The sequence below is a fragment of the Acidovorax sp. 99 genome (assembly GCF_003096455.1).
GTDB lineage: Bacteria > Pseudomonadota > Gammaproteobacteria > Burkholderiales > Burkholderiaceae_C > Acidovorax > Acidovorax delafieldii.
In genome coordinates, this window is record NZ_QEKU01000001.1 from 4,893,064 (window position 1) to 4,916,780 (window position 23,717).

Genomic DNA, 23,717 nt, shown 5'->3' on the forward strand with positions numbered 1-23,717 from the left:
CTGGTCTTCATGAAGCCCGAACGGTTACGCGCGCCGCCTTCGAGCGCGCATGTACAAGCATGGGAGCTGAAGATCATGTCTGCTTTTTCACTGACGGTAGGCATCGACGTGGCCAAGGCCCACGTGGATGTCTGTGTGCTGGGCGCCGACAGCGGTGCGCAGCGGTTTTCCAATGACCCCGATGGACACTCGGCACTGGCGGCCAGTTTGTTGCCCTTGGGGGTTGACCTGGTGGTCATGGAGGCTACCGGTGGCTATGAGGCTGCCCTGGCCTGTGCGTTGCAAGCCTCGGGCCTGCCTGTGGCCGTGCTGAACCCGCGCCAGGCGCGTGACTTTGCCAGGAGCATGGGCCGTCTGGCAAAGACCGATGCCGTGGATGCGCGCATGCTGGCCGAGATGGCAGCGGTGTTGGTGCGCCGCGAGGATTTGGCGCGCTTTCTGCGCCCTGTGGCCGATGAGTGTCAGCAGTGGCTGGCGGCTTTGGTCACGCGCCGCCGTCAGTTGCTGGCCATGCTGGGCAGCGAACGCCAGCGTCTGCAGATCACGCCCACAAAACTGCACCCCAGCATCGAGGCCATCATTGCCGCCATCAAGGCCCAACTCCATGATCTGGAGGCACAGATGGTGGGCCATGTGCGCGAGCACTTCAGCGAACTCGACGGGTTGCTGCAATCGACCAACGGCATAGGTCCTGTGGCCAGCGCAACGCTGATTGCCCAGTTGCCTGAACTGGGTCGGCTCAATCGCCGCGAGATAGCGGCTTTGGTGGGCGTGGCCCCTATGTCCAACGACTCGGGCAACCGTAAAGGCAGGCGCAGGGTGCAGGGCGGGCGTTTTGAAATTCGGCGTGCGCTGTACATGGCGACCCTGACCGCCACGCGCTACAACCCCGTCATCCGGGCGTTCTACGAGCGCCTCAAAGCCGCAGGCAAACTGCCCAAGGTAGCCTTGGTCGCTTGCATGCGCAAGCTGCTGACCATGCTCAACGCCATGGTCAGAACCGGGAAACCTTGGGATGCTTCGCTTCATCGCGCTTGACTTTGAAGACGGTTACTCAGGGGGTGCTTCATATTCAACCGGCGACGGGATTGCCGTCGGCGCGGAAGCGGCTGCCCAGGCGGTAACGGGTGGCGGGGTGCAGGCAGCGCACCACGGTGATGGGAACGCCGCGCGACCAGGTGCGGCGGGTGAGCAGCAGGCAGGGCTCCTGCGGCGACATCTCCAGCAGCGCGGCCTGCTCGGCGGTGGGCATGACGGCATCGACCACATGCTCGATCTGGTCAAAGGGCACGTTGCGCACCAGGTATTCGGAGGGTTGCAGCAGTGTGAAGTCCTGCGCGACGAACTGGGGCACCTGGCGCGGGTTTACGTGGCGGTCTTCCAGTTGTACGGGCAGGCCGTCCTCGCGGTGGATGCACAGCGAGTGAAACACCGACTCGCCCGTCCGCAGGTCCAGCGCGGCGGCCACTTCCAGCGTGGCGGAGGTGCGTTCCACCGTGAGCACGTCACAGCGGTAGTCGTGCCCGCGCTGGCGGATTTCGCTGGCCAAATTAGCAATCTGCAACAACGTGGACTGGGGCTTGTCCTCGGCCACAAAACTGCCCACGCCCGCCACGCGCACGATGCGGCCCTGCTCCACCAGTTCGCGCAGCGCGCGGTTCACGGTCATGCGCGAGATGCCGAACTGGGTGACCAGCTCGTTCTCGGATGGCAGGCGGTCGCCCGCGCGCCAGATGCCTTCCTGGATTTTACGCGAGATGTGGTCCTTGACCTGCTCGTACAGCGCCATGGCTTGCGCGGGTGCAGCCACGGCGACCACCGCCTTGGCGGGCGTGGCGCTGCGCGGGGCAGTGACTGCAGTGCGGCGGGAAGGACGGGCGCTCATGTGTGGATGCGGGGCTGGTGCAGGTTCAGATCAGTGCAGGTCCGCCGCCATGGATTCAGCGCGGATCTCTTCGGTGAGGCGCGCCTTGAGGTCCATGAACTCGGGGCTGGTCTTGATCGTGTAATGGCGCGGGTGCGGCAGGTCCACCGCCAGCTCGGTCTTGATGCGGCCGGGCCGGGCGCTGAACACGGCCACGCGGTTGGCCATGAAGATGGCTTCGTCGATGTCGTGGGTGACGAAGAGCACCGTCTTGCGCTCGGCCTCCCAGATGCCCAGCAGCAGCTCTTGCATGAGCACGCGGGTCTGGTTGTCGAGCGCGCCGAAGGGCTCATCCATCAGCAAAATCTTGGGGTCGTTGGCCAGTGCGCGCGCAATGGCGGTGCGCTGCTGCATGCCGCCCGACAGCTGCTTGGGAAAGTGCTGCTCAAAGCCGCGCAGGCCGACCTTGGCGATGAAGTACGCAGCGCGTTCCTTTTGCTGTGACTCGGGCATACCGCGTTCGCGCAGGCCAAAGCGGATGTTCTGCTCGATGGTGAGCCAGGGGAACAGCGTGTAGCTCTGGAACACCATGCCGCGGTCGGCGCCGGGGCCTTCGACGGGCACCCCATCCAGCAGCACGCGGCCGCTGGTGGCATGGTCCAGCCCCGCCACAATGCGCAGCAGCGTGGACTTGCCACAGCCCGAGGGGCCCAGGATGGTCACGAAGTCGTTGTCCTTCACCTCGAAATCGACCGGCTGCAGCGCCTGCGTGCGCTGGCCTTTGGCAGTCTCGAAGACACGCGAGACGGCTTGAATGGAAACAGAGCTCATCGCACGAAACTCCAGGCAAACAGACGGTGGTTGAGCGCCTTGAAGGCGAAGTCGGACACCAGCCCGATGAGGCCGATGATGATGATGCCGAAGATGATCTGCCCTGTGTTGAGCAGCGACTGGCTGTCGGTAATCATGTGGCCGATACCGCTGGACGAGCCGATCAGCTCGGCCACGATCACATAGGTCCAGGCCCAGCCCAGCACCAGGCGCAGGGTCTCGGCGATCTCGGGCGCCGCGCCAGGGATGAGCACGCGCGTGACGATGCCCTTGTGGCCCGCGCCCAGGGTGTAGGCGGCCTCGACCAGATCGCGCCGCGCGCCGCCCACAGTGACGGCGACCATCAGCGTGATCTGGAAGACCGAGCCGATGAAGATGACCAAGATCTTCTGCGCCTCGCCGATACCGGCCCACAGGATCAACAGCGGGATGAAGGCCGACGCAGGCAGGTAGCGGCAAAACGAGACGAAGGGCTCAAAGAACGCCTCGATGCCCTTGTACGCGCCCATCGCAATGCCCAGCGGCACGGCAATGACGGCGGCCAGGATGAAGCCGCCGACCACACGCCAGATGGTCATGCCGATGTCTTTGATGAAGCCGTATTCGGTGAACAACAGCCAGCCTTCCTTCACCATGGTGACGGGGCTGGCCAGGAAGGTGGGCGACACGAAGCCGCCCAATGTGAAGAACGCCCACACCGCCATGAACACGACGAAGAAGGCCAGCCCGAGCATCCAGCGGGCGCTGCTGCTCACAGGCTCCAGCGGGGCCAGCGAGCGCCGGCGCGCGGGGGCATGCGGTCCGGCTTTTTGCTCGGGTTTTGGCTCGGTAACGGACAGGGGTTGCACGGCGGACATGGAGCGCTCTTCTTCCGTCTATTTACTTGATGAAGCTCGCGTCGAAGGTGACGGCCAGGTCTTCAGGCGCCTTGCGGATGATGCCGGCCTCCAGCAGGATGGCCGTGGCGTCCTTCATGAACGTGGTCAGCTCGCCCGCGAAGAACTTCTGGTTGGCGGCCTTGTCCTGCCAGCGCAGGAAGGACGACGACTTGGCAAACTGCTCGCCCGTCTGCTTGACGGCGGCGCCCATGATCTCGTTGGACTTGGTCGGGTCGGCCTTGATCATGTCCAGCGCCTGGAAGTAGGAGTTGGCCAGTGCCTGTGCGGCCTTGCCGTTGGCCTTGAGCCAGGCGGGGTCGCAGCCCACGGTGTCCATCACCATGGGGTAGTCGAGCGTGGTGGCCAAAATTTTGCCGGCCGCAGGGTTGTCGCGCACGGTAGAGAGGTAGGGCTCGTACGTCATGGCGGCGTCGTTCTGGCCCGCCACGAAGGCCTGCGCGGCCGCCTGGGGCGACAGCGTGGTGGTCTTAACGTCCTTGAGGCTCATGCCGTTCTTGCTCAGCATCCAGGCAAGGCCGAAGTACGGGGCGGTGCCGGGCGCATCCACGCCGATGGTCTTGCCCTTGAGGTCGGCAAAGCCCTTGATGTCGCCGCGCACCGCAATGCCGTCGGCGCCGTAGGACTTGTCCATCTGGAAGATCTGCACGATGGGCACGCCGTTGGCGTTCCAGGCGACATGTGTTTCGACCGTGGTGGCGGCGCACTGGATGGACTTGGAGGCCAGGGCCAGGTGGCGGTCCTTCTGCGGAATCATCTTGATCTCCACATCCAGGCCGTTCTTCTTGAAGATGCCAGCCTTGTCGGCCAGCGTGAGCGGTGCAAAACCTGTCCAGCCGGACATGCCCAGCACAATCTTGGTGTCCTGCGCCTGGGCCGGTGCGGCCAGGGCCATCATGCATGCTGCTGCCGCTGCCAGCGACGTCCATTTCACAACCGATCGAGTCATCATCTGCTCCTGTTTGAAGAAAGTACCTTGGCCCTGCCCACCGGAACGCACCTGCGTACCGGAAGCCATGATGACAGTTTCAGCATACCTGTATATACAGGGTAAACACTGAAAAATCCGACTCATGCGAGGGGGTGTCGATCTTCAGCAAGAACGGGGCCAGGGAGGATGGTGTGTTCTCTGGTGGTCCAAGGCACCAGAAATAACTCCTGATTTGATAGCTATCAGGGCAATAAACACCTGCGCCACAGCGCAAAAAAGCCATCAATTTGCGTTGAGAAGCCGGACATGGCCGCTTGTAGGTCCACTTCCCCATTGCACCAGACCTGTGCGCTGGCCTGGCCGCGTCGGTGCGACGCCACCTGCCAGCGCAGAGGCCAACCTGTCTATGCCACCGGCTCGCGACCTATTCCACCACCGGCAAGCGCACGGTGACCGACAGGCCGGGCTCGGCATTGCGCATGTGCAATTGTCCGTCGTGCGCCTGCGCCACCAGGCGGCAGAGGTACAAGCCCAGCCCCACGCCACCGGTGGCACGTTGGCGTGCGGTGTCCGGGCGGTAGAACGCCTGGGCCAGGTGTGGCAGGTGCTCGGGGGGCACACCGCGCCCATGGTCACGCACCTCCAGTTCCAGCACCCTCCCCTCATCCGCCAGCCGCAAATGCAGCTCAGGGGGAAAGGCACCCGACTCACTGTGGCGAAGGCTGTTGTCCAGCAGGTTGCGCAGCAAAAGCCGCAGGCGGGATCGGTCCAACCGCACCGAGGGCAAGTCCGGCGCCACGTGCAAGGCAATGTCGGCGGCCCCGGCATGGCGGGAACACAGGTCGGCCACCACTTCGCGCGCCAGCTCGGTGACATCGGTGGGCTCGCGGTGCAGCGCCGCATGGCGGCCCGCCAAGCGCTCGCTTTCCAGCAGGTCCGTGATGAGGCCCGCCATTTCACCCAGGTCGCGCATCAGCGCCAGGCGCTGCGGCTGCACATCGGTCGTTTCGGGCAGCAGCTCCGTGTTCAGGCGGGCCCGCGTGAGCGGGCTGCGCAGCTCATGGCTCATCGCCAACAACAGTGCACGCTTGGCCTCCAGCATCTGGTGGATATCATCCCCCATGGTGTTGATGGTCTCGGCCAGCTGGCCCAGCTCGTCCGGCCGGTGGGCATGCCGCACCGGTATGGGCTGGGCAAAGTTGCCGTTGCCAAAGCGCTGCGCGCCCTGGCGGATGTCGTCCAGCGGACGCAACAGATGCCGCACATATACATAGGCCAGCGCCGTGAGCAGCAGCAGCACGGTCAGCGTGCCCCACGCAATGCGCGGGCGCTTGTCCCAGGACAGCGCGTTCAGGCCGAACTCGATATGGTGCCCATCTGCCGTCGTGCGGCGCAGCAGGCTGTGCCCGTTCTCGTCCCCGGTCCAGCGGTCTTCCTGGCGGACCTTGTCGCTTACCCAGTCGGGGTTCTGCTGGTCGGGGTGCGATGCCCAGTGGATCTGCGGCCCGTCGATGCGCAAGGTCAGTGGCAGGCGATTGGCAATCGCCTGCGCGCGCTCAATGCTCGGCGGGCTGCCAATCTCGGCGGCAAGGCGGTCCACATAGTCCATCAGCAGCGGCCGCGCAGCCTCGCGCCAGCCTACGGACACGGCCTTTTGCACCCCGCCCATGAACGTGACCGCCACAGTCACGGCCAGTGCCATGAACACCAGCACCAGCCGAATGCGCAGCGAATGCCCTACCGCGTGGCGCGCCCGGCGGTGCCAGGGGCAGTTCGGGTCGTGAATGGGAGAACAAATCTGCTTCATGGGGCAGCGCGGCGCAAAGCCAGGGAGTAGCCCACGTTGCGCAATGTCTTGATGCAGTCCAGCGGCTCCAGCTTCTTGCGCAACCGGCTCACTACGATGTCCACCGCGCGGGTGTACAGCTCGGCCTCATGACCACGCAGCTGGTTCAGGATGTCGTCGCGGCTGAAGACCTTGCCGGGCTCGCGCGCCAACAGGTGCAACAGGTCGAACTCCGTGCCGGTCAGCTCCACCACCACACCATGGCGCTGCACACTGCGGCGCGCTGCGTCGATGGACAGGCCCTCGAACTCAAGCGCGCCCACGGCAACGCCCTGCCCCGGCGCCCTGCGCCGGCGCAACACCGTCTGGAGGCGCGCCACCAGTTCACGTGGCTCAAAGGGCTTGGGCAGGTAATCGTCAGCCCCCAGCTCCAGCCCCACCACCCGGTCCATCACTTCGCCGCGCGCGGTCAGCATCACGATGGGCAGGTCGCCCTGCTTGCGGATGGTGCGGCACAGCTCAAACCCGTCCATTTCGGGCAGCATCACGTCGAGGATGGCAGCGTCAAACCCGCCGGCCGTCAGCTGTGCCAAGCCATCGCTCGGCCGAAGTGCATGAACGAGTTCCAGTTCAAAACGCTGGAAGTAAGTGGCCAGGGGAGCGCCTAACTGCGCGTCGTCGTCAATCAACAATATGCGGTGCATGAGCAATTCTCACACCGTCAGGCGCGCTCCCCAAGGGCGGTATCGACAGAAGCGCCAGCCGCACACAATGCGCGGTGTCGCACGATGAGTCGCCGCAAACGGCCCTGCGCACCGGCATGGAGCGCATCAAAATGGTCGGCAGCTGCCAGCAGGGCAGGCAGCGTGTGGGCCGCCACCGAGGGCTGGCGGGCGACCAGGCCCATCGCATGCTCGCGGTCAAAGCGCGGCCCCCAGACCAGCGACATCAGCTCATCGTGAGGCTCCGGCATGCCCGACAGCAGCGCGGGCCCGTGCACACGAACGCCCTGGGCGAGGCGGTGGATAGGTTCCAGCGTGGGTGACATGCAATGCTCCCCACCCATCACCCGCGGGCCATCCAGCCCTTGCGACGCTGCATCAGCTCCCGCACTTTTTGCTGCTGGTCAGGGTTCAGGCTGTCATAGAAGTCGGCCATCGCATTGACCACTGCGGGACTGTGGGCCTGCACCGCACGCGTTTTGTCTTCGAGCAGGGACTGCGCCCGCACCCGATCAAACTTGTCGCCCGCCACAATGGCCTGCACCTCGGCTCGGGGGTCTGCCGTCTTGCCGACGAACGCTGCGCGCTGGGCTTCCAGTTGATCGGCCAAGGCATTGAGCTTGGTCTTTTGTGCCTCGTTCAAATCCAGCTTGCTGCTCACCCGGTCCACCATCTTGCCGCGCACTTCCGCCATCTTTTCCGCAGTCATCGGGCCGCGCTGGTGGTGCCCGCTGGAGCAGGCCGTCAGCCCACCCACCGCGATGGACGCACCAAAAATGCCCATCAGCGTTTTTTTGATCCAGGGTTTCATGATGCTGTCCTTTCAAAGACGGTATGGAACATGACCCTGATGGTGCGCGCAGCGGCTTGGAACGTGGTCTCGAGCCAGTTTCGGTTTATTTCATTTTGTTTCTTGGGCGGTGTTGGCGAAGCACGTTGACAGGTGTTTGACTGCGCGGACGGCAGGGTGTTAGTCGATTTTGTCTTGGGTTTACAGCGCGAAGCGGAGGATATCCAGCCACGCGGATTGCCGTTGCCCTACCGCAACCCTTACCAGGTCCGACACACCCATGCGTCAACCCTACTGACGGCCAGTCAGAACCCTTGGTAAGTTGCCCAGCAGCTGAGGCACGAGGACGTGGAAATGGTGTTCAGCACCTACGGCAAGTTCATCCGCGAGGATTACCAGAAGCCCAAGGCTGAATTGCGTATCGTGGGATGAATTGGATCGGTGCGATTCGCGTGCGAAATCGGTGCGATTTTCTGGACACCGCCAGACCCCGAAAGGCAAATAAAAACCGCCACAGACTGTGGGTTTCCAGTGTGTGGCGGTATCTTGAGTGGTGGAGCTGGCGGGAATTGAACCCGCGTCCGCAAGCCTTCGTCAGGCAGATCTACATGTTTAGCGGTCTGATTTGGATCTCGCTACCCAGGTCGCGCAGTCGCACGCTACATGGGCCGCCAGCACCCTATTTTCTCGCCTCCACCCAAGGTACCCGGATGGAAGCCAGCCCATGTAATTATCCTTGCAGCCGGGAGGCACTGATTGCTCAGAACCCCCTTGCCCAGCCCATCGGCCAACTGTTGCAAGGCTCACTGGCAATTAAGCAGCGAGTGCGAAACGTTCGTCGTTTGCAGTTAGTTTGTTAAATCGAGATTTACGAGCGTGACTCAAGCTCGACATGCACCACACTGATCCCGAACCCACGTCGAAACCAGGACAGCCCCTAGACTCCTTATTTTAGGCGTTCGCGAGCAATTGCAAGAGCTCGCTGGGAGATTTAATTGCAGCGTGCGCGCCCCATTCTGCAGGGTCGGTCTTGGCGCCCAAATAGCCGTAGATGGCGGCCACTGTACCCATGCCTGCCGCCAGACCTGCCACGATGTCACGCTCGTCATCACCCACGTAAATGCACTGCTCCGGCGGCACACACAACCGCGCAGCCGCTTCCAGCAGGGGCGCGGGATGGGGCTTGGCGTGTGGCGTGGTGTCGCCACTGACCACTGCCGAAGCGGTAGCAAACAGCGGAATGGCCTGGGTCAGGGGTTCGGTAAAGCGGGCAGCCTTGTTGGTGACCACACCCCACGTCATGTTACGTTCGAGAATCTGGCGCACCAATTCAGGCACACCTTCAAAAATGGTGGTCTGCTCGGTCATGCGAGTTTCATAGTTCACGAAAAACTCTTCGCGCATGACGGCAAAGTCTGGGTGATCTGGCCCCATGCCAAAGGCTTCTGCCAGCATGCCACGGGCCCCTGCTCCCGCCATGGGGCGATATCGGGCCGGGGGCAGCGAAGGCAGACCTCGGTCGGTGCGCATTTTGTCTGCGGCCGCCCCCAAGTCTGGTGCGCTGTCGATCAGAGTTCCATCCAAATCAAAAAGGACTGCGCGAATGCCATGAAAAACGGTAGCCATATCAGCCCAGGCGACGCGCGGCAAACAGGTAATTGACGCTGGTGTTGGCGCTGAGCCAATAGCGACGCGTGAGGGGGTTGTATTCCAGGCCCTTGGTGTGCAGAACATCCAAGCCCGCACTGCGGCAATGCCCTGCAAGCTCGCTGGGGCGGATCATCTTGGCGTATTCGTGGGTGCCGCGCGGCAGCATGTTAAGCACATATTCCGCACCCACAATGGCCAGCATAAACGCCTTGGCGTTGCGATTGATGGTGGAGAAAAAGACCCAGCCCCCGGGTTTTACCAACGTGGCGCACGCGCGGACCACCGAGGCGGGATCCGGAACATGCTCCAGCATTTCCATGCAGGTCACCACATCAAAACCAGCAGGTTGCTCCAAGGCCATCGCTTCAGCGCTGATTTCACGGTACTGCACGTTTTGGGTTCCAGCCTCCAGAGCATGCAACTGCGCCACGCGCAACGCCTTGGTTGCCAGGTCAATACCCAGCACATCTGCACCCTTGCGCGCCATGGAGTCGGCCAAAATGCCACCGCCACAACCCACATCCAGCACGCGTTTGCCGGTCAAGGCGCTCAGGCCGTGAATCCAGTCAAGCCGCAGCGGGTTGATCTGGTGCAAGGGACGAAATTCACTTTCAGGGTCCCACCACCGGTGGGCCAATTCGGAAAACTTGGCCAATTCGGCCGGATCTGCATTGACGGTTTCGATCATGTCGCTGATTGTCCATGAAGGGAGAGCGCGAAAAGCCCCAGACGCAAAAAAGCCCCGCAAGCGGGGCTTTTTTGTGAAGCAATCCGAAGATTACTGAGCGGCGCGGGTGCCAACCACTTCGATTTCCACGCGACGGTTCTTCGCACGGCCTTCGGCGGTCTTGTTGTCAGCCACGGGTTGCTTTTCGCCCTTGCCTTCGGTGTACACGCGGTTCTTTTCGATGCCCTTGGACACCAAGTAAGCCTTCACGGCTTCAGAACGACGCACCGACAGCTTCTGGTTGTAAGCATCAGAGCCGACGGAGTCAGTGTGACCCACAGCAATGATCACTTCCAGATTGATGCCCTTGACCTTGGAAACCAGGTCGTCCAGCTTGGCCTTGCCTTCTGGCTTGAGCACCGACTTGTCGAAGTCGAAGAAGGCGTCAGCAGCGTAGGTCACCTTGGTGGCGACTGCAGGAGCTGGTGCGGGAGCAGGTGCAGGGGCGGCAGCGGGTGCTGGAGCAGCAGCAGGAGCTGGTGCAGCGGCAGGAGCGGGAGCAGCGATTGCGCCGTCGCAGCCAGGAGCTGCCGTAGCAGGCGTCCAGTTGGCATCGCGCCAGCAGTATTCGTTGGTACCGTTCTTCCAGACCAGTTGGCCAGAAGCATCGCGCCAGTTGTCAACGGTTTGTGCGCCAGCGGCGGTTGCGAGCGCTGCAGAGGCAAACAACATCGCCACTTTGTTCAGTTTCTTCATGGTTCTCCTCTTGGGGAAAAAGCCGCAGCCGCGCTGCGAATCAGGACGCCTGGGGTGACCACCACCCTAAGCGTTCAAACGATTGTGCCATACGTAACAGGGCAAAAGCTGCGCGCGCTGGTCGGGGCCCGTAGGACAAAACCTGAATTGCTTCGATATGTTGCGCCGTCGCTACACGGTCTTACGCCTAAAATGGCTCTCCTTTGCCGCCCCCGCCGTCCCAATGACCCAGTTTGCCAAAGAAACCCTGCCGATCAGCCTCGAAGAAGAGATGCGGCGCAGTTACCTCGATTACGCGATGAGCGTGATTGTGGGTCGTGCACTGCCCGACGCGCGTGACGGCTTGAAGCCTGTGCACCGCCGCGTTCTTTTCGCCATGCATGAGCTCAATAACGACTGGAACCGGCCTTATAAAAAGTCGGCTCGTATCGTGGGCGACGTGATCGGCAAATACCACCCGCACGGTGACTCAGCGGTGTACGACACCATTGTGCGGATGGCGCAGGACTTCTCGTTACGCCACATGCTGGTGGATGGACAAGGTAATTTCGGATCCGTGGACGGCGACAACGCTGCGGCCATGCGATACACCGAAATCCGCCTGGCCAAAATCGCCCATGAAATGCTGGGAGATATTGACAAGGAAACTGTCGATTTCGGCCCCAACTACGACGGCAGCGAGAAAGAGCCGCTGGTATTGCCCAGCAAGCTGCCCAACTTGCTGGTGAATGGATCGGCAGGTATTGCGGTGGGTATGGCCACCAACATTCCGCCGCATAACCTCAACGAAGTGGTCGATGCGTGCCTGCACATGCTGCGCAATCCCGAAACGACCATCGATGAGTTGATGGAAATCATCCCGGCCCCAGACTTCCCCACCGCTGGCATCATCTACGGCATCAACGGCGTGAAGGATGGCTACCGCACCGGACGCGGCAAGGTGGTGATGCGTGCCAAGTGCCACTTTGAGGACATCGACCGCGGCCAGCGCCAGGCGATCATCGTGGACGAGCTGCCCTACCAGGTCAACAAGAAGACGCTGCAGGAGCGTATGGCCGAGCTGGTGCACGAAAAGAAGATCGAAGGCATCAGCCACATCCAGGACGAGTCGGACAAATCCGGCATGCGCCTGGTGATCGAACTCAAGCGCGGTGAAGTGCCCGAGGTGGTACTCAACAACCTGTACAAGCAGACGCAGCTGCAGGACACGTTCGGCATGAACATGGTGGCGCTGATTGACGGCCAGCCCCGCCTGTGCAACCTGAAGGATCTGATCAGCGTCTTCCTGCAGCACCGCCGCGAAGTGGTGACTCGCCGCACGGTGTTCGAGCTGCGCAAGGCACGCGACCGTGGCCATGTGCTGGAAGGCTTGGCCGTGGCCTTGGCCAACATCGACGACTTCATCGCCATCATTCGCAACGCGCCCACGCCGCCTGTGGCCAAGGCTGAGCTGATGGCCCGCCCCTGGGACAGCAAGCTGGTGCGCGAGATGCTCACGCGCACGCGTGCCGATGGCGGTGTGATCAACGCCGACGACTATCGCCCCGACGGCCTGGAAAAGGAATTCGGCATGGGCCAGGACGGCCTGTACCGGTTGTCGGAAACGCAGGCCCAGGAAATCCTGCAGATGCGCCTGCAACGCCTCACGGGCCTGGAGCAGGACAAGATCGTCGCCGAGTACAAGGAAGTTATGGCGGTCATCGAAGACCTGCTGGACATCCTGGCCAAGCCCGAGCGCGTGTCGGTCATCATCGGCGACGAACTCACCTCCCTCAAGCAGGAGTTCGGCCAGCACAAGCTGGGCGCACGTCGCTCCATCGTTGAATACAGCGCACAGGATCTCTCCACCGAAGACCTGATCACCCCCACCGACATGGTGGTGACGCTGTCCCACACCGGCTACATCAAGAGCCAGCCTCTGTCCGAATACCGTGCCCAAAAGCGTGGCGGACGCGGCAAGCAGGCGACCGCGACAAAGGAAGACGACTGGATCGACCAGCTCTTCATCGCCAACACACACGACTACATCCTGTGCTTCTCCAACCGTGGCCGCCTGTATTGGCTCAAGGTGTGGGAAGTGCCGGCAGGCTCGCGCGGCTCGCGTGGACGCCCCATCGTCAACATGTTCCCGCTGCAGGACGGCGAAAAGATCAACGTGGTACTGCCACTCACCGGCGACATGCGCAGCTTCCCTGCGGACCGCTACGTGTTCATGGCCACCAGCATGGGCACCGTGAAGAAGACGGCACTGGACGAGTTCAGCAACCCGCGCAAGGGCGGCATCATTGCCGTGAACCTGGATGACGGCGACTACCTGATCGGTGCCGCCCTCACCGATGGCAAACACGACGTGATGTTGTTCAGCGACGGTGGCAAGGCCGTGCGCTTCGACGAAAACGATGTGCGTCCCCTGGGCCGTGCGGCACGTGGCGTGCGCGGCATGATGCTGGAAGACGGTCAGAGCGTGATCGCCATGCTGGTCGCCGAAGACGAAACGCAGAGTGTGTTGACTGCTACAGAAAACGGCTACGGCAAGCGCACCAGCATCGTCGAGTACACCCGCCATGGCCGTGGCACCAAGGGCATGATCGCCATCCAGCAGAGCGAGCGCAACGGCAAGGTCGTTGCCGCCACGCTGGTGCACGCGGACGACGAGATCATGCTGATCACCGACAAGGGCGTGTTGGTGCGCACCCGCGTGAGCGAGATCCGCGAACTGGGTCGTGCCACGCAGGGCGTGACGTTGATCGCACTGGACGAAGGCTCCAAGCTCAGTGGCTTGCAGCGCATTGTTGAGAACGACGCCAATGTGACGGATGCAGAAGCTGACGGGGATGCAAGCCCGGACGGTGGCACTTCCTCCGCACCTGAAGCCCCCGACGCCTGACCACCGCAGGGCGTGAAGACGCCCCGCTAATGCTATCAAAAGCGAAGCATCAGGCGCTTATTGAATAAGCGCCTGATGCATTTTTAGCCCCTAACATGACACGCCCTTACAACTTCTCCGCAGGCCCCGCCGCCATCCCCTCCGAAGTCCTGCAACAAGCCGCCGCCGAGATGCTGGACTGGCACGGCAGCGGCATGGGCGTGATGGAAATGAGCCACCGCGGCAAGGAGTTTCTGTCCATCTACGAAAAGGCGGAAGCCGACCTGCGCGAGCTGCTGGCCGTGCCGTCGCATTTCAAGATCCTCTTCATGCAAGGTGGTGGCTTGGCCGAAAACGCCATCGTTCCGCTCAACCTGTCGCGTGCCGGCGTGGTCGATTTTGTGGTGACCGGCAGTTGGAGCCAGAAGTCGCAAAAGGAAGCGCGCAAATATGCGTCAGAAGTCAACATCGTCGCCACGGGCGAAGAGACGGGCTATACCACCGTGCCGGACCCAGCTTCGTGGACGGTGAGTCGGGGCGCGAGCTACCTGCACCTGTGCAGCAACGAAACCATCCACGGCACCGAATTCCAGCAGCTGCCCGACCTCAAGGCGCTGGGCAGCGATGCGCCGCTGGTGATCGATTTCTCCTCGCACGTGGCCTCGCGGCCCGTGGACTGGAGCCGCGTGGGTCTTGCCTTTGGCGGAGCGCAAAAGAACCTGGGGCCCGCAGGCCTCACGCTGGTGATCGTGCGCGACGACCTGCTGGGCCATGCCCTGCCCGCCTGCCCCAGCGCCTTCGACTACAAAATCGTGGCCGACAACCAGTCCATGTACAACACGCCGCCCACCTGGGGCATCTACGTCGCCGGGCTGACCTTCCAGTGGCTCAAGCGCCAGACCGAAGGCAGCCTGACTGGCGTGGCCGCCATGGAGCAGCGCAACATTGCCAAGGCCACGCTGCTGTACAACGCCATCGACCAATCGCAGCTGTACGTCAACAAGGTGGCGGCCAACTGCCGCTCGCGCATGAACGTCCCGTTCTTCCTGCGTGACGAAAGCCGTAACGACGCCTTCCTGGCCGGTGCCAAGGAGCGCGGGCTGCTGCAGCTCAAAGGCCACAAGTCCGTGGGAGGCATGCGCGCCAGCATCTACAACGCCATGCCATTGGCGGGCGTGCAGGCGCTGGTGGACTACATGCGAGAATTTGAGCAAAAGCACGCCTGAGCGCGCACCCCACACGACAGCAACAGAAAACGGCTCCCAGAGCACGCACCGCTACCCCACCGTCCATGAACAATCCGCAAGCCTCACCCGACCTCGCCAGCCTGCGCGTGCAGATCGACAGCATCGACCAGCAACTGCTCACGCTGCTGAACCAGAGGGCGCTGGTGGCTGAACAGGTGGGTGAAGTCAAGAAACGTGAGGGCACGCCCTTCTTCCGCCCCGACCGTGTGGCGCAGGTCATCGACAAGATCACCAACGCCAACCCGGGCCCGCTCAAGGGTGCGCACGTGGCGGCGATCTGGCGCGAGATCATGTCTGCCTGCCTGGCCCTCGAATCACCCCAGCGTGTGGCCGTGCTGGGCCCCGAGGGCACGTTCTGCGAGCAGGCCGCGATTGAATTCTTCGGCGGTGCCGCCGACCTGATGTACTGCGCCAACTTCGACGAGGTGTTCCACGCCACGGCGGCGGGCAGTGCCCAATATGGCGTGGTGGGCGTAGAGAACTCCACCGAGGGCGTGGTCACCCGCTCTCTGGACCTGTTCCTGCACACCCCTACGCATGTGGTGGGCGAGGTCAGCCTGCTGGTGCGCCACAACCTGCTGCGCACCAGCAACTCGCTCGATGGCATCGAAGTGGTGCTGGCCCATCCGCAAGCACTCGCACAGTGCCAGGCGTGGTTGTCCAAGCACCTGCCGCATGCCGAGCGCCGCCCGGTGTCCAGCAATGCCGAAGGCGCGCGACTGGCCACCACCAACCCGGCCTGGGCAGCACTCTCCAGCGAGCGTGCGGCCACCCAGTTTGGCTTGCACATCGTCTCCCACGCCATCCAGGACGACGCCTACAACCGTACCCGCTTCGCCATCATCTGCCTGCCCCACACGCTGCAGACGCCGCCTCCTTCGGGCAAGGATTGCACCAGCCTCGTGGTGTCGGTGCCCAACCGCCCCGGCGCCGTGCACGACCTGCTGGTGCCACTCAAGACGCACGGCGTGTCCATGACGCGCTTTGAGTCGCGCCCTGCCCGCACGGGCCAGTGGGAGTACTACTTCTACATCGATCTCGACGGCCACCCCGCCCAGCCCCACGTGGCACGGGCGCTGGAAGAACTGCGCAGCCTGTGTGCGTTCTACAAGGTCCTGGGCACCTACCCCGTGTCATCCTGAGGAGCAGCCGCCATGTTTGAACAATTGGGACTGATCGGCTGTGGGCTCATGGGAGGCTCATTCGCCCTGGCCATGAAGAAGGCCGGGTTGGTCAAACGCGTGGTGGGCTACAGCAAGTCGCCCTCCACCACCGACCGCGCCCGCCAGCTGGGCGTGATCGACGTCGAGGCGCCTTCCGCGCTACTGGCCGTGGCGGGCGCAGACATTGTGCTGGTGGCAGTCCCCGTGGCAGCCACCGAGGCCACCCTCAAGGCCATCAAGCACCTTGTCACCCCCCAGATGCTCATCATGGACGTGGGATCGACCAAGTCCGATGTGGTGCAGGCCGCACAGCGTTCGCTGCGGGACCAGGTGGGCTCCTTTGTGCCCGCACACCCCATCACCGGGCGCGAGGTGTCGGGCGTGGAACACGCCGAAGCCGACCTGTACAGCGGGCGCCAGGTGATCCTGACCCCCACCGAGCGCACCCTGACGGCCCAGCTGCAGGACGCCGAAAAGATCTGGACTGCGCTGGGCTGCCGCGTGACCAGCATGTCGCCGGAGTCGCACGACGCGGCCTTTGCCGCCGTCAGCCACCTGCCCCATTTGCTCGCGTTTGCAATGATGAACAGCATCACGGGCCAGACGCACGGTGACGACTTTCTGTCCCTCGCAGGCCCCGGGTTCCGCGACTTCACCCGCATTGCCGCCAGCGACCCCAAGGTGTGGCGCGACATCCTGCTGTCCAACCGGGACGAGCTGATTGCCCAGTCCAAGCTGTTCCAGCAGGCCCTGCGCAACATCGAGCAGGCCATGGAAAAAGGCAATGCCCAGGCGCTTGAAGACATGCTGACCCTGGCCAGCGAAACCCGTGCGCATTGGCGCATGGGCGCGAAGCGGAAGTAACCCCCGGAAGTAATCCCCCCTGAGTCGCCTATGGCGCCTTCCCCCAAGGGGGACGCACCCGGTGGCCTGGTCAAGCCAGTTCCACGGGTGCCCTCGCCTGGGGCGCGCCAGTTTTTGAGGCCCCGGCTGAAAGATATCGATCGATGTACAGCACCGCATTCCTTGATCTGCCCCCTCTGCAAGCCGCTGCAGGCGAAGTCCACCTGCCGGGCTCCAAGAGCATCTCCAACCGGGTGCTGCTGCTGGCAGCGCTGAGCAACGGCACCACCACCGTGCACGACCTGCTGGCGTCCGACGACACGCGCGTGATGCTGGACGCTCTGCGCCAGATCGGGTGCACGGTGGATGAGGCCGGAAGCACGGTGCGCATCACGGGCCTGGGTGGCCGCCTGCCCCAATCCCCCGCCAAGCTGTTCCTGGGCAATGCGGGCACGGCCATGCGCCCACTCACGGCAGCGCTGGCACTGCTGGGTGGCGAGTTCGAGCTGTCGGGCGTGCCACGCATGCACGAGCGCCCGATTGGCGACCTGATTGATGCCCTGCGCCAGCTGGGCTGCCAGATCGACTACCTGGGCAACGACGGTTACCCACCGCTGCGCATCGCCCATGCCCAGGGGGTTCCTGCCCTGGCGCTGACAGAGCCCATCCGCGTTCGCGGCGATGTGTCCAGCCAGTTCCTCACTGCCCTGCTCATGGCGCTGCCGCTGGCGGCTGGCGCGCAGGCCATCGTGATCGAGGTGGTGGGCGAGCTGATCTCCAAGCCCTACATCGCCATCACGCTGCAGCTGCTGGCGCGGTTTGGCATCGTGGTCGAGCACCAGAACTGGCAGCGCTTCACCATCGCGGCGGGTAGCCGCTACCAGTCGCCCGGCAGTATTCATGTGGAGGCGGACGCCTCATCCGCTAGCTATTTCATAGCACTTGGAACAATAGCGACTAGCGCTACTGGCCAAAAAGATGCCAAATCCGGCATCAAGATACAAGGCGTGGGCCTCGACTCGATCCAGGGCGATATTCGCTTTGTCGAAGCGGCCCGGGCCATGGGCGCGGTGATCACCGGGGGCCCCAACTGGCTGCAGATCGAACGCGGCGCCTGGCCCCTCAAGGCCATTGACCTGGACTGCAACCACATCCCTGATGCGGCCATGACGCTGGCCGTGATGGCCCTGTATGCCGAGGGCACGACCACGCTGACCAACATCGCCAGCTGGCGCGTGAAGGAAACCGACCGCATCGCCGCCATGGCCACCGAGCTGCGCAAGCTCGGCGCCACGGTGGAGGAAGGTGCGGACTACATCCGCGTGACGCCTCCGGCGCAGGCAGCGGACTGGAAAGCCGCCAGCATCCACACCTACGACGACCACCGCGTGGCCATGTGCTTCTCGCTGGCCGCCTTCAACCCGGCGCGTCTGCCGGTGCGCATCGAAGACCCCAAGTGCGTAGCCAAGACCTTTCCGGACTATTTCGAAGCGCTGTTCTCGGTCGCACTGGTCGACACCGCCCACATCCCGGTGATCTGTATTGACGGCCCCACAGCCTCGGGCAAGGGCACGGTGGCGGCGGCGGTGGCGCAGCGGCTGGGCTATCGCTTTTTGGATTCCGGCGCGATGTACCGCATCACCGCCCTCGCCGCGCTGCGGGCGGGTTTCGCCATCGATGCGGACCACGAAGCCCGTATCGCCACCCTGGCCCAAACTCTGCCGGTGCGGTTTGAGGTCGGCAAGGTGTGGCTGGGCAGCGACGACGTGACCGAGGCCATCCGCACCGAAGAAGCCGGTATGAACGCGTCCCGTGTGTCCGCCCTGCCTGCCGTGCGCACGGCGCTGGTGGACCTGCAACACAGCTTCCAGCGCCTGCCGGGGCTGGTGGCCGACGGCCGCGACATGGGCACCGTGATCTTCCCCGAGGCACCGTTGAAGGTGTATCTCACGGCCAGCGCCGCCTGCCGCGCAGAGCGCCGTTATAAGCAGTTGATTTCTAAGGGTTTTTCGGCTAGTATCGAAGACCTTCGCGCAGATTTGGAGGCGCGCGACGCCCGGGACAGTTCCCGCAGCGTTGCTCCCTTGAAGCCCGCGCAGGACGCTCTGGTCCTGGACAACTCCGATTTGACGATTGAACAAGCCGTCGAAAAGGTCTTGGCCTGGTGGCAGGAGCGCCAGCCCTTCGCAGCTTCTGCGCAGCGCTGACAACGTGGAGCCCTCGGGCTCCAGGCAGTGCCGAAAGGCCTTGCCACAGGCCCACGCAGCCCCCATCGCGCGTCAGCGCACAGGTTGTGTGGATCGATAACCTAACCCGCGGCTCTGCCGCAAAAAACCACCGCAAGCAGCTATAAAAACGGTAGCAATGGTGCTGCCGGAATCCTGTTTGTGGCAAGGAAACACATGTCCGAATCTTTTGCCGCCCTTTTTGAAGAATCCTTGCAGCGCACGGAAATGCGCCCAGGCGAAGTCATCACCGCTGAAGTCGTGCGCGTTGAGCACAACTTCGTGGTTGTGAACGCTGGCCTCAAGTCCGAAGCCTACGTGCCGCTGGAAGAGTTCAAGAACGACAAGGGCGAAGTCGAAGTCCAAGTGGGTGACTTCGTGTCGGTGGCCATTGGCTCCATCGAAAACGGCTACGGCGACACCATCCTGTCGCGCGACACCGCCAAGCGTCTGGCTTCCTGGATGAGCCTGGAAAAGGCCCTGGAATCCGGCGAATTCGTCACTGGCACGACCAGCGGCAAGGTCAAGGGCGGTCTGACCGTTCTGGTCAACGGCATCCGCGCATTCCTGCCCGGTTCGCTGATCGATACCCGTCCGATCAAGGATCTGACGCCGTACGAAAACAAGACCATGGAATTCAAGGTCATCAAGCTGGACCGCAAGCGCAACAACGTGGTGCTGAGCCGCCGCGCTGTGGTGGAAGCCTCCATGGGCGAAGAGCGCGCCAAGCTGATGGAAACCCTGAAGGAAGGCTCCATCGTTCAAGGCGTGGTCAAGAACATCACCGAATACGGTGCGTTCGTGGACCTGGGCGGCATCGACGGCCTGCTGCACATCACCGACATGGCATGGCGCCGCGTGCGTCACCCCTCCGAAGTGGTGACCGCTGGCCAGGAAATCACTGCCAAGATCCTGAAGTTCGACACCGAAAAGAACCGTGTCTCGCTGGGTCTGAAGCAAATGGGCGACGACCCATGGATGGGCGTGAACCGCCGCTACCCCCAAGGTACGCGTCTGTTCGGCAAGATCACGAACATTGCCGACTACGGTGCGTTCGTCGAACTCGAACCCGGCATCGAAGGCCTGGTGCACGTGTCTGAAATGGACTGGACCAACAAGAACATCGCTCCTGCCAAGCTGGTTTCGCTGGGCGACGAAGTCGAAGTCATGGTTCTGGAAATCGACGAAGACAAGCGCCGTATCAGCCTGGGCATGAAGCAGTGCAAGGCCAACCCATGGCAAGAATTCGCACAGGACACGAAGCGCGGCGACCGCGTGAAGGGTCCGATCAAGTCGATCACCGACTTCGGCGTCTTCGTGGGCCTGGCTGCCGGCATCGACGGCCTGGTGCACCTGTCTGACCTGTCGTGGAACGAACCCGGCGAAGCCGCTGTTCGCAACTACAAGAAGGGCCAGGAAGTGGAAGCGATCGTGCTGGCCGTGGACGTGGACCGCGAACGCATCTCGCTGGGCATCAAGCAGCTCGACGGCGACCCATTCACGACCTTCGTGACCGTGAACGACAAGGGCCAGACGGTGACCGGCAAGGTCAAGACCGTGGACGCCCGTGGCGCTGAAATCGACCTCGGCGAAGACATCGTGGGCTACCTGCGCGCTTCGGAAATCTCCCGCGACCGCGTGGAAGATGCCCGCAACGTGCTCAAGGAAGGCGACGAAGTCACGGCCGTGGTGGTGAACGTGGATCGCAAGACCCGCAACATCCAGCTGTCGATCAAGCAAAAGGACATGGCTGACGAACAAGGCGCCATGGCCAACCTGAGCCAGCAATCGAGCCGCGAAAGCGCCGGCACGACCAGCCTGGGCGCCCTGCTGCGCGCCAAGCTGGACAACTCGGAAAAGTAAAGCGCTGACCCGTTAAACGGTCAGACAGCGGGCGCCTCGGCGCCCGCTCTTTTTTCAGCCAAGACTGCCTATGTCCCAAGATTCCATGACCCGCTCAGACCTCGTCGAAGAACTGGCCGCCCGTTTCGGCCAGCTCACCCACCGCGATGCCGAATACGCCGTCAAGACCATTCTGGACGCCGTGGGCGAGGCCTTGGTGCGCGGGCACCGCATCGAGATCCGGGGCTTTGGCAGCTTCTCGGTCAACCACCGCCCTCCCCGCATGGGCCGCAATCCACGCAGCGGCGAGGCCGTGGCCATTCCCGAAAAGCGTGTGCCCCATTTCAAGCCGGGCAAGGCCCTGCGCGAAGCCGTCGACAAACGCACGGCCGAAATGGAAGAAAAGGCACCGCCCGCAACGGGTACCCTGGGCAACTGATATCAAATTGATAGCAGCAAGCGCATGATTCACTAGCACCTGCTGCCGTTTTGGCTTGTATTGACCTGAGAGAAGGCATCCACAGGCCCCCTGCGCCAAGCTCTTAGAATCGCCCCACCACTGGGGAGACCGATGAAATACCTCCTGTGGCTGCTCAAGGCAGCCATTTTTTTTACGCTCTTCGCCTTCGCGCTGAACAACCAGCAGGATGCGACCGTGCATTTCTTCTTTGGCACGCAATGGCGCGCGCCGCTGGTGCTGGTGGTGCTGACCGCATTTGCCGCAGGTCTGGTCGTTGGGGCCTTGGGCATGGTGCCGCGCTGGTGGCGCCACCGCAACGCTGCACGCCGCGCCCAGGCAGCAGTCGTGGTGGCACCAACGCCCGTAACGGCCCCCGCCGCCAGCGCCACCCCGGCAGCGCCCCCACCACCTCCTGACCTGCCTTCGATCCATGGAATTTGACCTGAGCTGGATACTGCTGGGCCTGCCCCTGGCCTTTGTGCTGGGCTGGCTGGCGTCGCGTTTTGACCTGCGCCAGCTGCGCGCCGAAAACCGCCGCGCCCCCAAGGCCTACTTCAAGGGCCTGAACTTCCTGCTCAACGAGCAGCAGGACCAAGCCATCGACGCCTTCATCGAGGCCGTGCAGAACGACCCCGACACCTCCGAGCTGCACTTCGCCCTGGGCAACCTGTTTCGCCGACGGGGCGAGTACGACCGTGCCGTGCGTGTGCATGAGCACCTGCTCTCGCGCGGCGACCTGAGCCGTACTGACCGCGAACGCGCCCAGCATGCGCTGGCGCTCGACTTCCTCAAGGCCGGGTTGCTCGACCGCGCCGAAGATGCGCTGCAGCGCCTGGAGGGCACCCCGTTCGAGGCCCAGGCCCGCCTGGCGCTGCTGGCCATCTACGAACGTTCGCGCGACTGGCCGCATGCCGCCACCATTGCCCGCAAGATGCACGACGCCGATCAGGGCGACTTCAGCACCCGGCAAGCCCACTACCTGTGCGAGCAGGCGCTGGCGCTGAGCGCGCAAGGCGACCTGCCGGGCGCTCAGGCCCTGCTGGACCAGGCAGTGGCCGCGGCTCCCGAGGCCGCGCGCGCGCGCATTGAACTGGCGCGCCTGCAACGCCTGATGGGTCAGCCGGCTGCCGTGCTGTCCACACTCAAGGCGCTGGGCGAGCGCAACCCCGCAGCGCTGCCCCTGGCCGCCCCGCTGATGGTCGAGGCTGCCACCGCTACCGGCCGCACCCAGGAAGTACATGCCCTTTTGCAGGCGCACTATGCGCAAGCGCCTTCGCTGGACGTGCTGGAAAGCATCGTGGCCATGGAAGCCGCCGACGAGGCCACCCGCCCATCCGCCCGCCAGCGTTATGTGGAGCACCTGGACAAGGAGCGCTCCCTGGTCGCTGCTGCCAAATGGCTGGCCACCGAAAAGCTGGAACACGAAGAATTCCACCCCCAGGTTCAACGTGCCCTGGACCATGCCGTCAAGCCCCTGACCCGCTACCGCTGCGCGGCCTGTGGCTTCGAGGCGCGCCAGCATTTCTGGCAATGCCCCGGCTGCCAGACCTGGGACAGCTACCCCGCACGCCGGGTCGAAGAACTCTGACCCAAGCCTTCATCCACAACGCTGTAAGACCCTTGCCATGCTGAAGAAACTGCTGACCCTGCTGGTTGCCACGCTGCTCGCCACCGCCACCTGGGCCGCCGTGGATGTGAACACCGCCACCGAGGCCGAACTGGACGGCATCAAGGGCATCGGGCCCGGCCTGTCGGGCCGCATCCTCCAGGAGCGCCAGAGTGCCCCCTTCAAGGACTGGGCCGACTTCATCGGCCGTGTGGGTGGCGTGGGCAACAAAAGTGCCGTCAACTTCTCCAAAGAGGGCCTGACCGTCAACGGCAAGAAGTACAGCGCAGCAGCCGCTGCCAAGGCCGAAGCCAAATCCGGCAAAAAGCACAGCAGCTCTCAGGCAGCAGACCGCAAGGCCCGTGGCAGCGCTGACAAAGAGGCTGCAACGGCAACCACGCCAGCCACACCACCCGCCACTGCGACTGCGACTGCGACTGCGACTGCGGCACCGGCCGCGCCAGCACCGGCAACCGGCGCTAGCAAAAACTAAGCACGCTTCACAAGCAGCAACCCCGCTCCAGCGGGCTTGTTTTTTTGCGGCAGGGCATGCGCGACAGCAAGGGGCGGGC

Annotated in this window: 22 protein-coding genes, 1 other RNA gene and 1 pseudogene; 12 read left to right on the forward strand and 12 right to left on the reverse strand. The window is 63.4% G+C overall.

Annotated features, from left to right (window positions below; translation table 11 throughout):
• The first annotated feature begins 75 nt into the window (after positions 1–75).
• Positions 76–1,038: an IS110 family transposase gene (locus C8C95_RS22460; RefSeq protein ID WP_116749627.1), complete on the forward strand. Its 963-nt coding sequence runs from the start codon at positions 76–78 to the stop codon at positions 1,036–1,038.
• Between the two features lie 34 nt (positions 1,039–1,072).
• Here C8C95_RS22460 and hutC read toward each other — a convergent pair whose 3' ends face one another.
• From hutC to C8C95_RS22500, 8 genes are all read right to left on the reverse strand, one after another.
• On the reverse strand, positions 1,073–1,885 hold the full coding sequence (hutC, locus tag C8C95_RS22465) for a histidine utilization repressor (RefSeq protein ID WP_116750047.1): 813 nt from the start codon (positions 1,883–1,885) through the stop codon (positions 1,073–1,075).
• Between the two features lie 30 nt (positions 1,886–1,915).
• The gene (locus C8C95_RS22470; protein WP_116750048.1) at positions 1,916–2,695 is read right to left on the reverse strand and encodes an ABC transporter ATP-binding protein; all 780 of its coding nucleotides are present in this window, start codon (positions 2,693–2,695) and stop codon (positions 1,916–1,918) included.
• Positions 2,692–3,552, reverse strand: coding sequence for an ABC transporter permease (locus C8C95_RS22475; RefSeq protein WP_116750049.1), 861 nt, complete (start codon positions 3,550–3,552; stop codon positions 2,692–2,694). Before C8C95_RS22475 ends, C8C95_RS22470 begins: the two co-directional genes overlap by 4 nt.
• 22 nt (positions 3,553–3,574) lie before the next feature.
• Entirely contained in the window at positions 3,575–4,540 is a 966-nt protein-coding gene (locus C8C95_RS22480) for an ABC transporter substrate-binding protein (RefSeq protein WP_099732135.1), read from the reverse strand.
• Positions 4,541–4,946: 406 nt separating this feature from the next.
• Positions 4,947–6,329, reverse strand: coding sequence for a HAMP domain-containing sensor histidine kinase (locus C8C95_RS22485; protein WP_116750050.1), 1,383 nt, complete (start codon positions 6,327–6,329; stop codon positions 4,947–4,949).
• Positions 6,326–7,012, reverse strand: a complete 687-nt coding sequence (locus C8C95_RS22490) for a response regulator transcription factor (protein WP_056063622.1) — start codon at positions 7,010–7,012, stop codon at positions 6,326–6,328. The genes C8C95_RS22485 and C8C95_RS22490 overlap by 4 nt, the downstream gene beginning before the upstream one ends.
• A gap of 17 nt (positions 7,013–7,029) precedes the next feature.
• Positions 7,030–7,356 carry a hypothetical protein gene (locus C8C95_RS22495; protein WP_056065068.1) on the reverse strand — a complete coding sequence of 109 codons (327 nt, stop codon included), beginning with the start codon at positions 7,354–7,356 and terminating at the stop codon, positions 7,030–7,032.
• A gap of 17 nt (positions 7,357–7,373) precedes the next feature.
• The gene (locus C8C95_RS22500; protein WP_056063625.1) at positions 7,374–7,841 is read right to left on the reverse strand and encodes a Spy/CpxP family protein refolding chaperone; all 468 of its coding nucleotides are present in this window, start codon (positions 7,839–7,841) and stop codon (positions 7,374–7,376) included.
• Between the two features lie 222 nt (positions 7,842–8,063).
• Between C8C95_RS22500 and C8C95_RS23925 the strand changes: the two are divergent.
• Positions 8,064–8,252, forward strand: a pseudogene (locus tag C8C95_RS23925) (integrase); the annotation flags it as partial.
• A 119-nt stretch (positions 8,253–8,371) separates the two neighbouring features.
• Here C8C95_RS23925 and ssrA read toward each other — a convergent pair.
• The 4 genes from ssrA to ompA form a co-directional block, all read right to left on the reverse strand.
• Positions 8,372–8,758: a transfer-messenger RNA gene (gene ssrA, locus C8C95_RS22510) on the reverse strand.
• Between the two features lie 13 nt (positions 8,759–8,771).
• A complete protein-coding gene (locus tag C8C95_RS22515) occupies positions 8,772–9,446 on the reverse strand; it encodes an HAD-IA family hydrolase (protein ID WP_099730465.1) in 675 nt (224 codons plus the stop codon).
• Position 9,447: 1 nt separating this feature from the next.
• Positions 9,448–10,158, reverse strand: a complete 711-nt coding sequence (gene ubiG, locus C8C95_RS22520) for a bifunctional 2-polyprenyl-6-hydroxyphenol methylase/3-demethylubiquinol 3-O-methyltransferase UbiG (protein ID WP_116750051.1) — start codon at positions 10,156–10,158, stop codon at positions 9,448–9,450.
• A 90-nt stretch (positions 10,159–10,248) separates the two neighbouring features.
• The gene (gene ompA / locus C8C95_RS22525; protein ID WP_015014428.1) at positions 10,249–10,893 is read right to left on the reverse strand and encodes an outer membrane protein OmpA; all 645 of its coding nucleotides are present in this window, start codon (positions 10,891–10,893) and stop codon (positions 10,249–10,251) included.
• 223 nt (positions 10,894–11,116) lie between these two features.
• On the opposite strand from ompA, the gene gyrA reads away from it, so the two are divergent.
• The 10 genes from gyrA (at position 11,117) to C8C95_RS22575 (ending at position 23,638) form a co-directional block, all read left to right on the forward strand.
• Positions 11,117–13,780 (forward strand): DNA gyrase subunit A, encoded by a 2,664-nt coding sequence (gene gyrA, locus C8C95_RS22530; protein ID WP_116750052.1) that lies wholly within the window; start codon positions 11,117–11,119, stop codon positions 13,778–13,780.
• Between the two features lie 95 nt (positions 13,781–13,875).
• A complete protein-coding gene (gene serC, locus C8C95_RS22535) occupies positions 13,876–14,985 on the forward strand; it encodes a 3-phosphoserine/phosphohydroxythreonine transaminase (protein ID WP_116750053.1) in 1,110 nt (369 codons plus the stop codon).
• A gap of 65 nt (positions 14,986–15,050) precedes the next feature.
• The gene (pheA, locus tag C8C95_RS22540) at positions 15,051–16,148 is read left to right on the forward strand and encodes a prephenate dehydratase (RefSeq protein ID WP_056063641.1); all 1,098 of its coding nucleotides are present in this window, start codon (positions 15,051–15,053) and stop codon (positions 16,146–16,148) included.
• 12 nt (positions 16,149–16,160) lie between these two features.
• Complete coding sequence (locus tag C8C95_RS22545; protein WP_015014432.1) at positions 16,161–17,033, forward strand: prephenate dehydrogenase; 873 nt, start codon at positions 16,161–16,163, stop codon at positions 17,031–17,033.
• Between the two features lie 143 nt (positions 17,034–17,176).
• Positions 17,177–19,219, forward strand: a complete 2,043-nt coding sequence (locus tag C8C95_RS22550; protein WP_116750054.1) for a bifunctional 3-phosphoshikimate 1-carboxyvinyltransferase/cytidylate kinase — start codon at positions 17,177–17,179, stop codon at positions 19,217–19,219.
• 195 nt (positions 19,220–19,414) lie between these two features.
• Positions 19,415–21,100, forward strand: a complete 1,686-nt coding sequence (gene rpsA, locus C8C95_RS22555) for a 30S ribosomal protein S1 (protein WP_056063647.1) — start codon at positions 19,415–19,417, stop codon at positions 21,098–21,100.
• Positions 21,101–21,185: 85 nt separating this feature from the next.
• On the forward strand, positions 21,186–21,518 hold the full coding sequence (locus C8C95_RS22560) for an integration host factor subunit beta (RefSeq protein ID WP_056065071.1): 333 nt from the start codon (positions 21,186–21,188) through the stop codon (positions 21,516–21,518).
• Between the two features lie 132 nt (positions 21,519–21,650).
• Positions 21,651–21,980 carry a LapA family protein gene (locus C8C95_RS22565; protein ID WP_056063651.1) on the forward strand — a complete coding sequence of 110 codons (330 nt, stop codon included), beginning with the start codon at positions 21,651–21,653 and terminating at the stop codon, positions 21,978–21,980.
• Positions 21,970–23,127 carry a lipopolysaccharide assembly protein LapB gene (gene lapB / locus C8C95_RS22570; protein ID WP_056746358.1) on the forward strand — a complete coding sequence of 386 codons (1,158 nt, stop codon included), beginning with the start codon at positions 21,970–21,972 and terminating at the stop codon, positions 23,125–23,127. The genes C8C95_RS22565 and lapB overlap by 11 nt, the downstream gene beginning before the upstream one ends.
• Before the next feature lie 37 nt (positions 23,128–23,164).
• Positions 23,165–23,638 (forward strand): helix-hairpin-helix domain-containing protein, encoded by a 474-nt coding sequence (locus tag C8C95_RS22575; RefSeq protein WP_116750055.1) that lies wholly within the window; start codon positions 23,165–23,167, stop codon positions 23,636–23,638.
• Positions 23,639–23,717 lie beyond the last annotated feature (79 nt).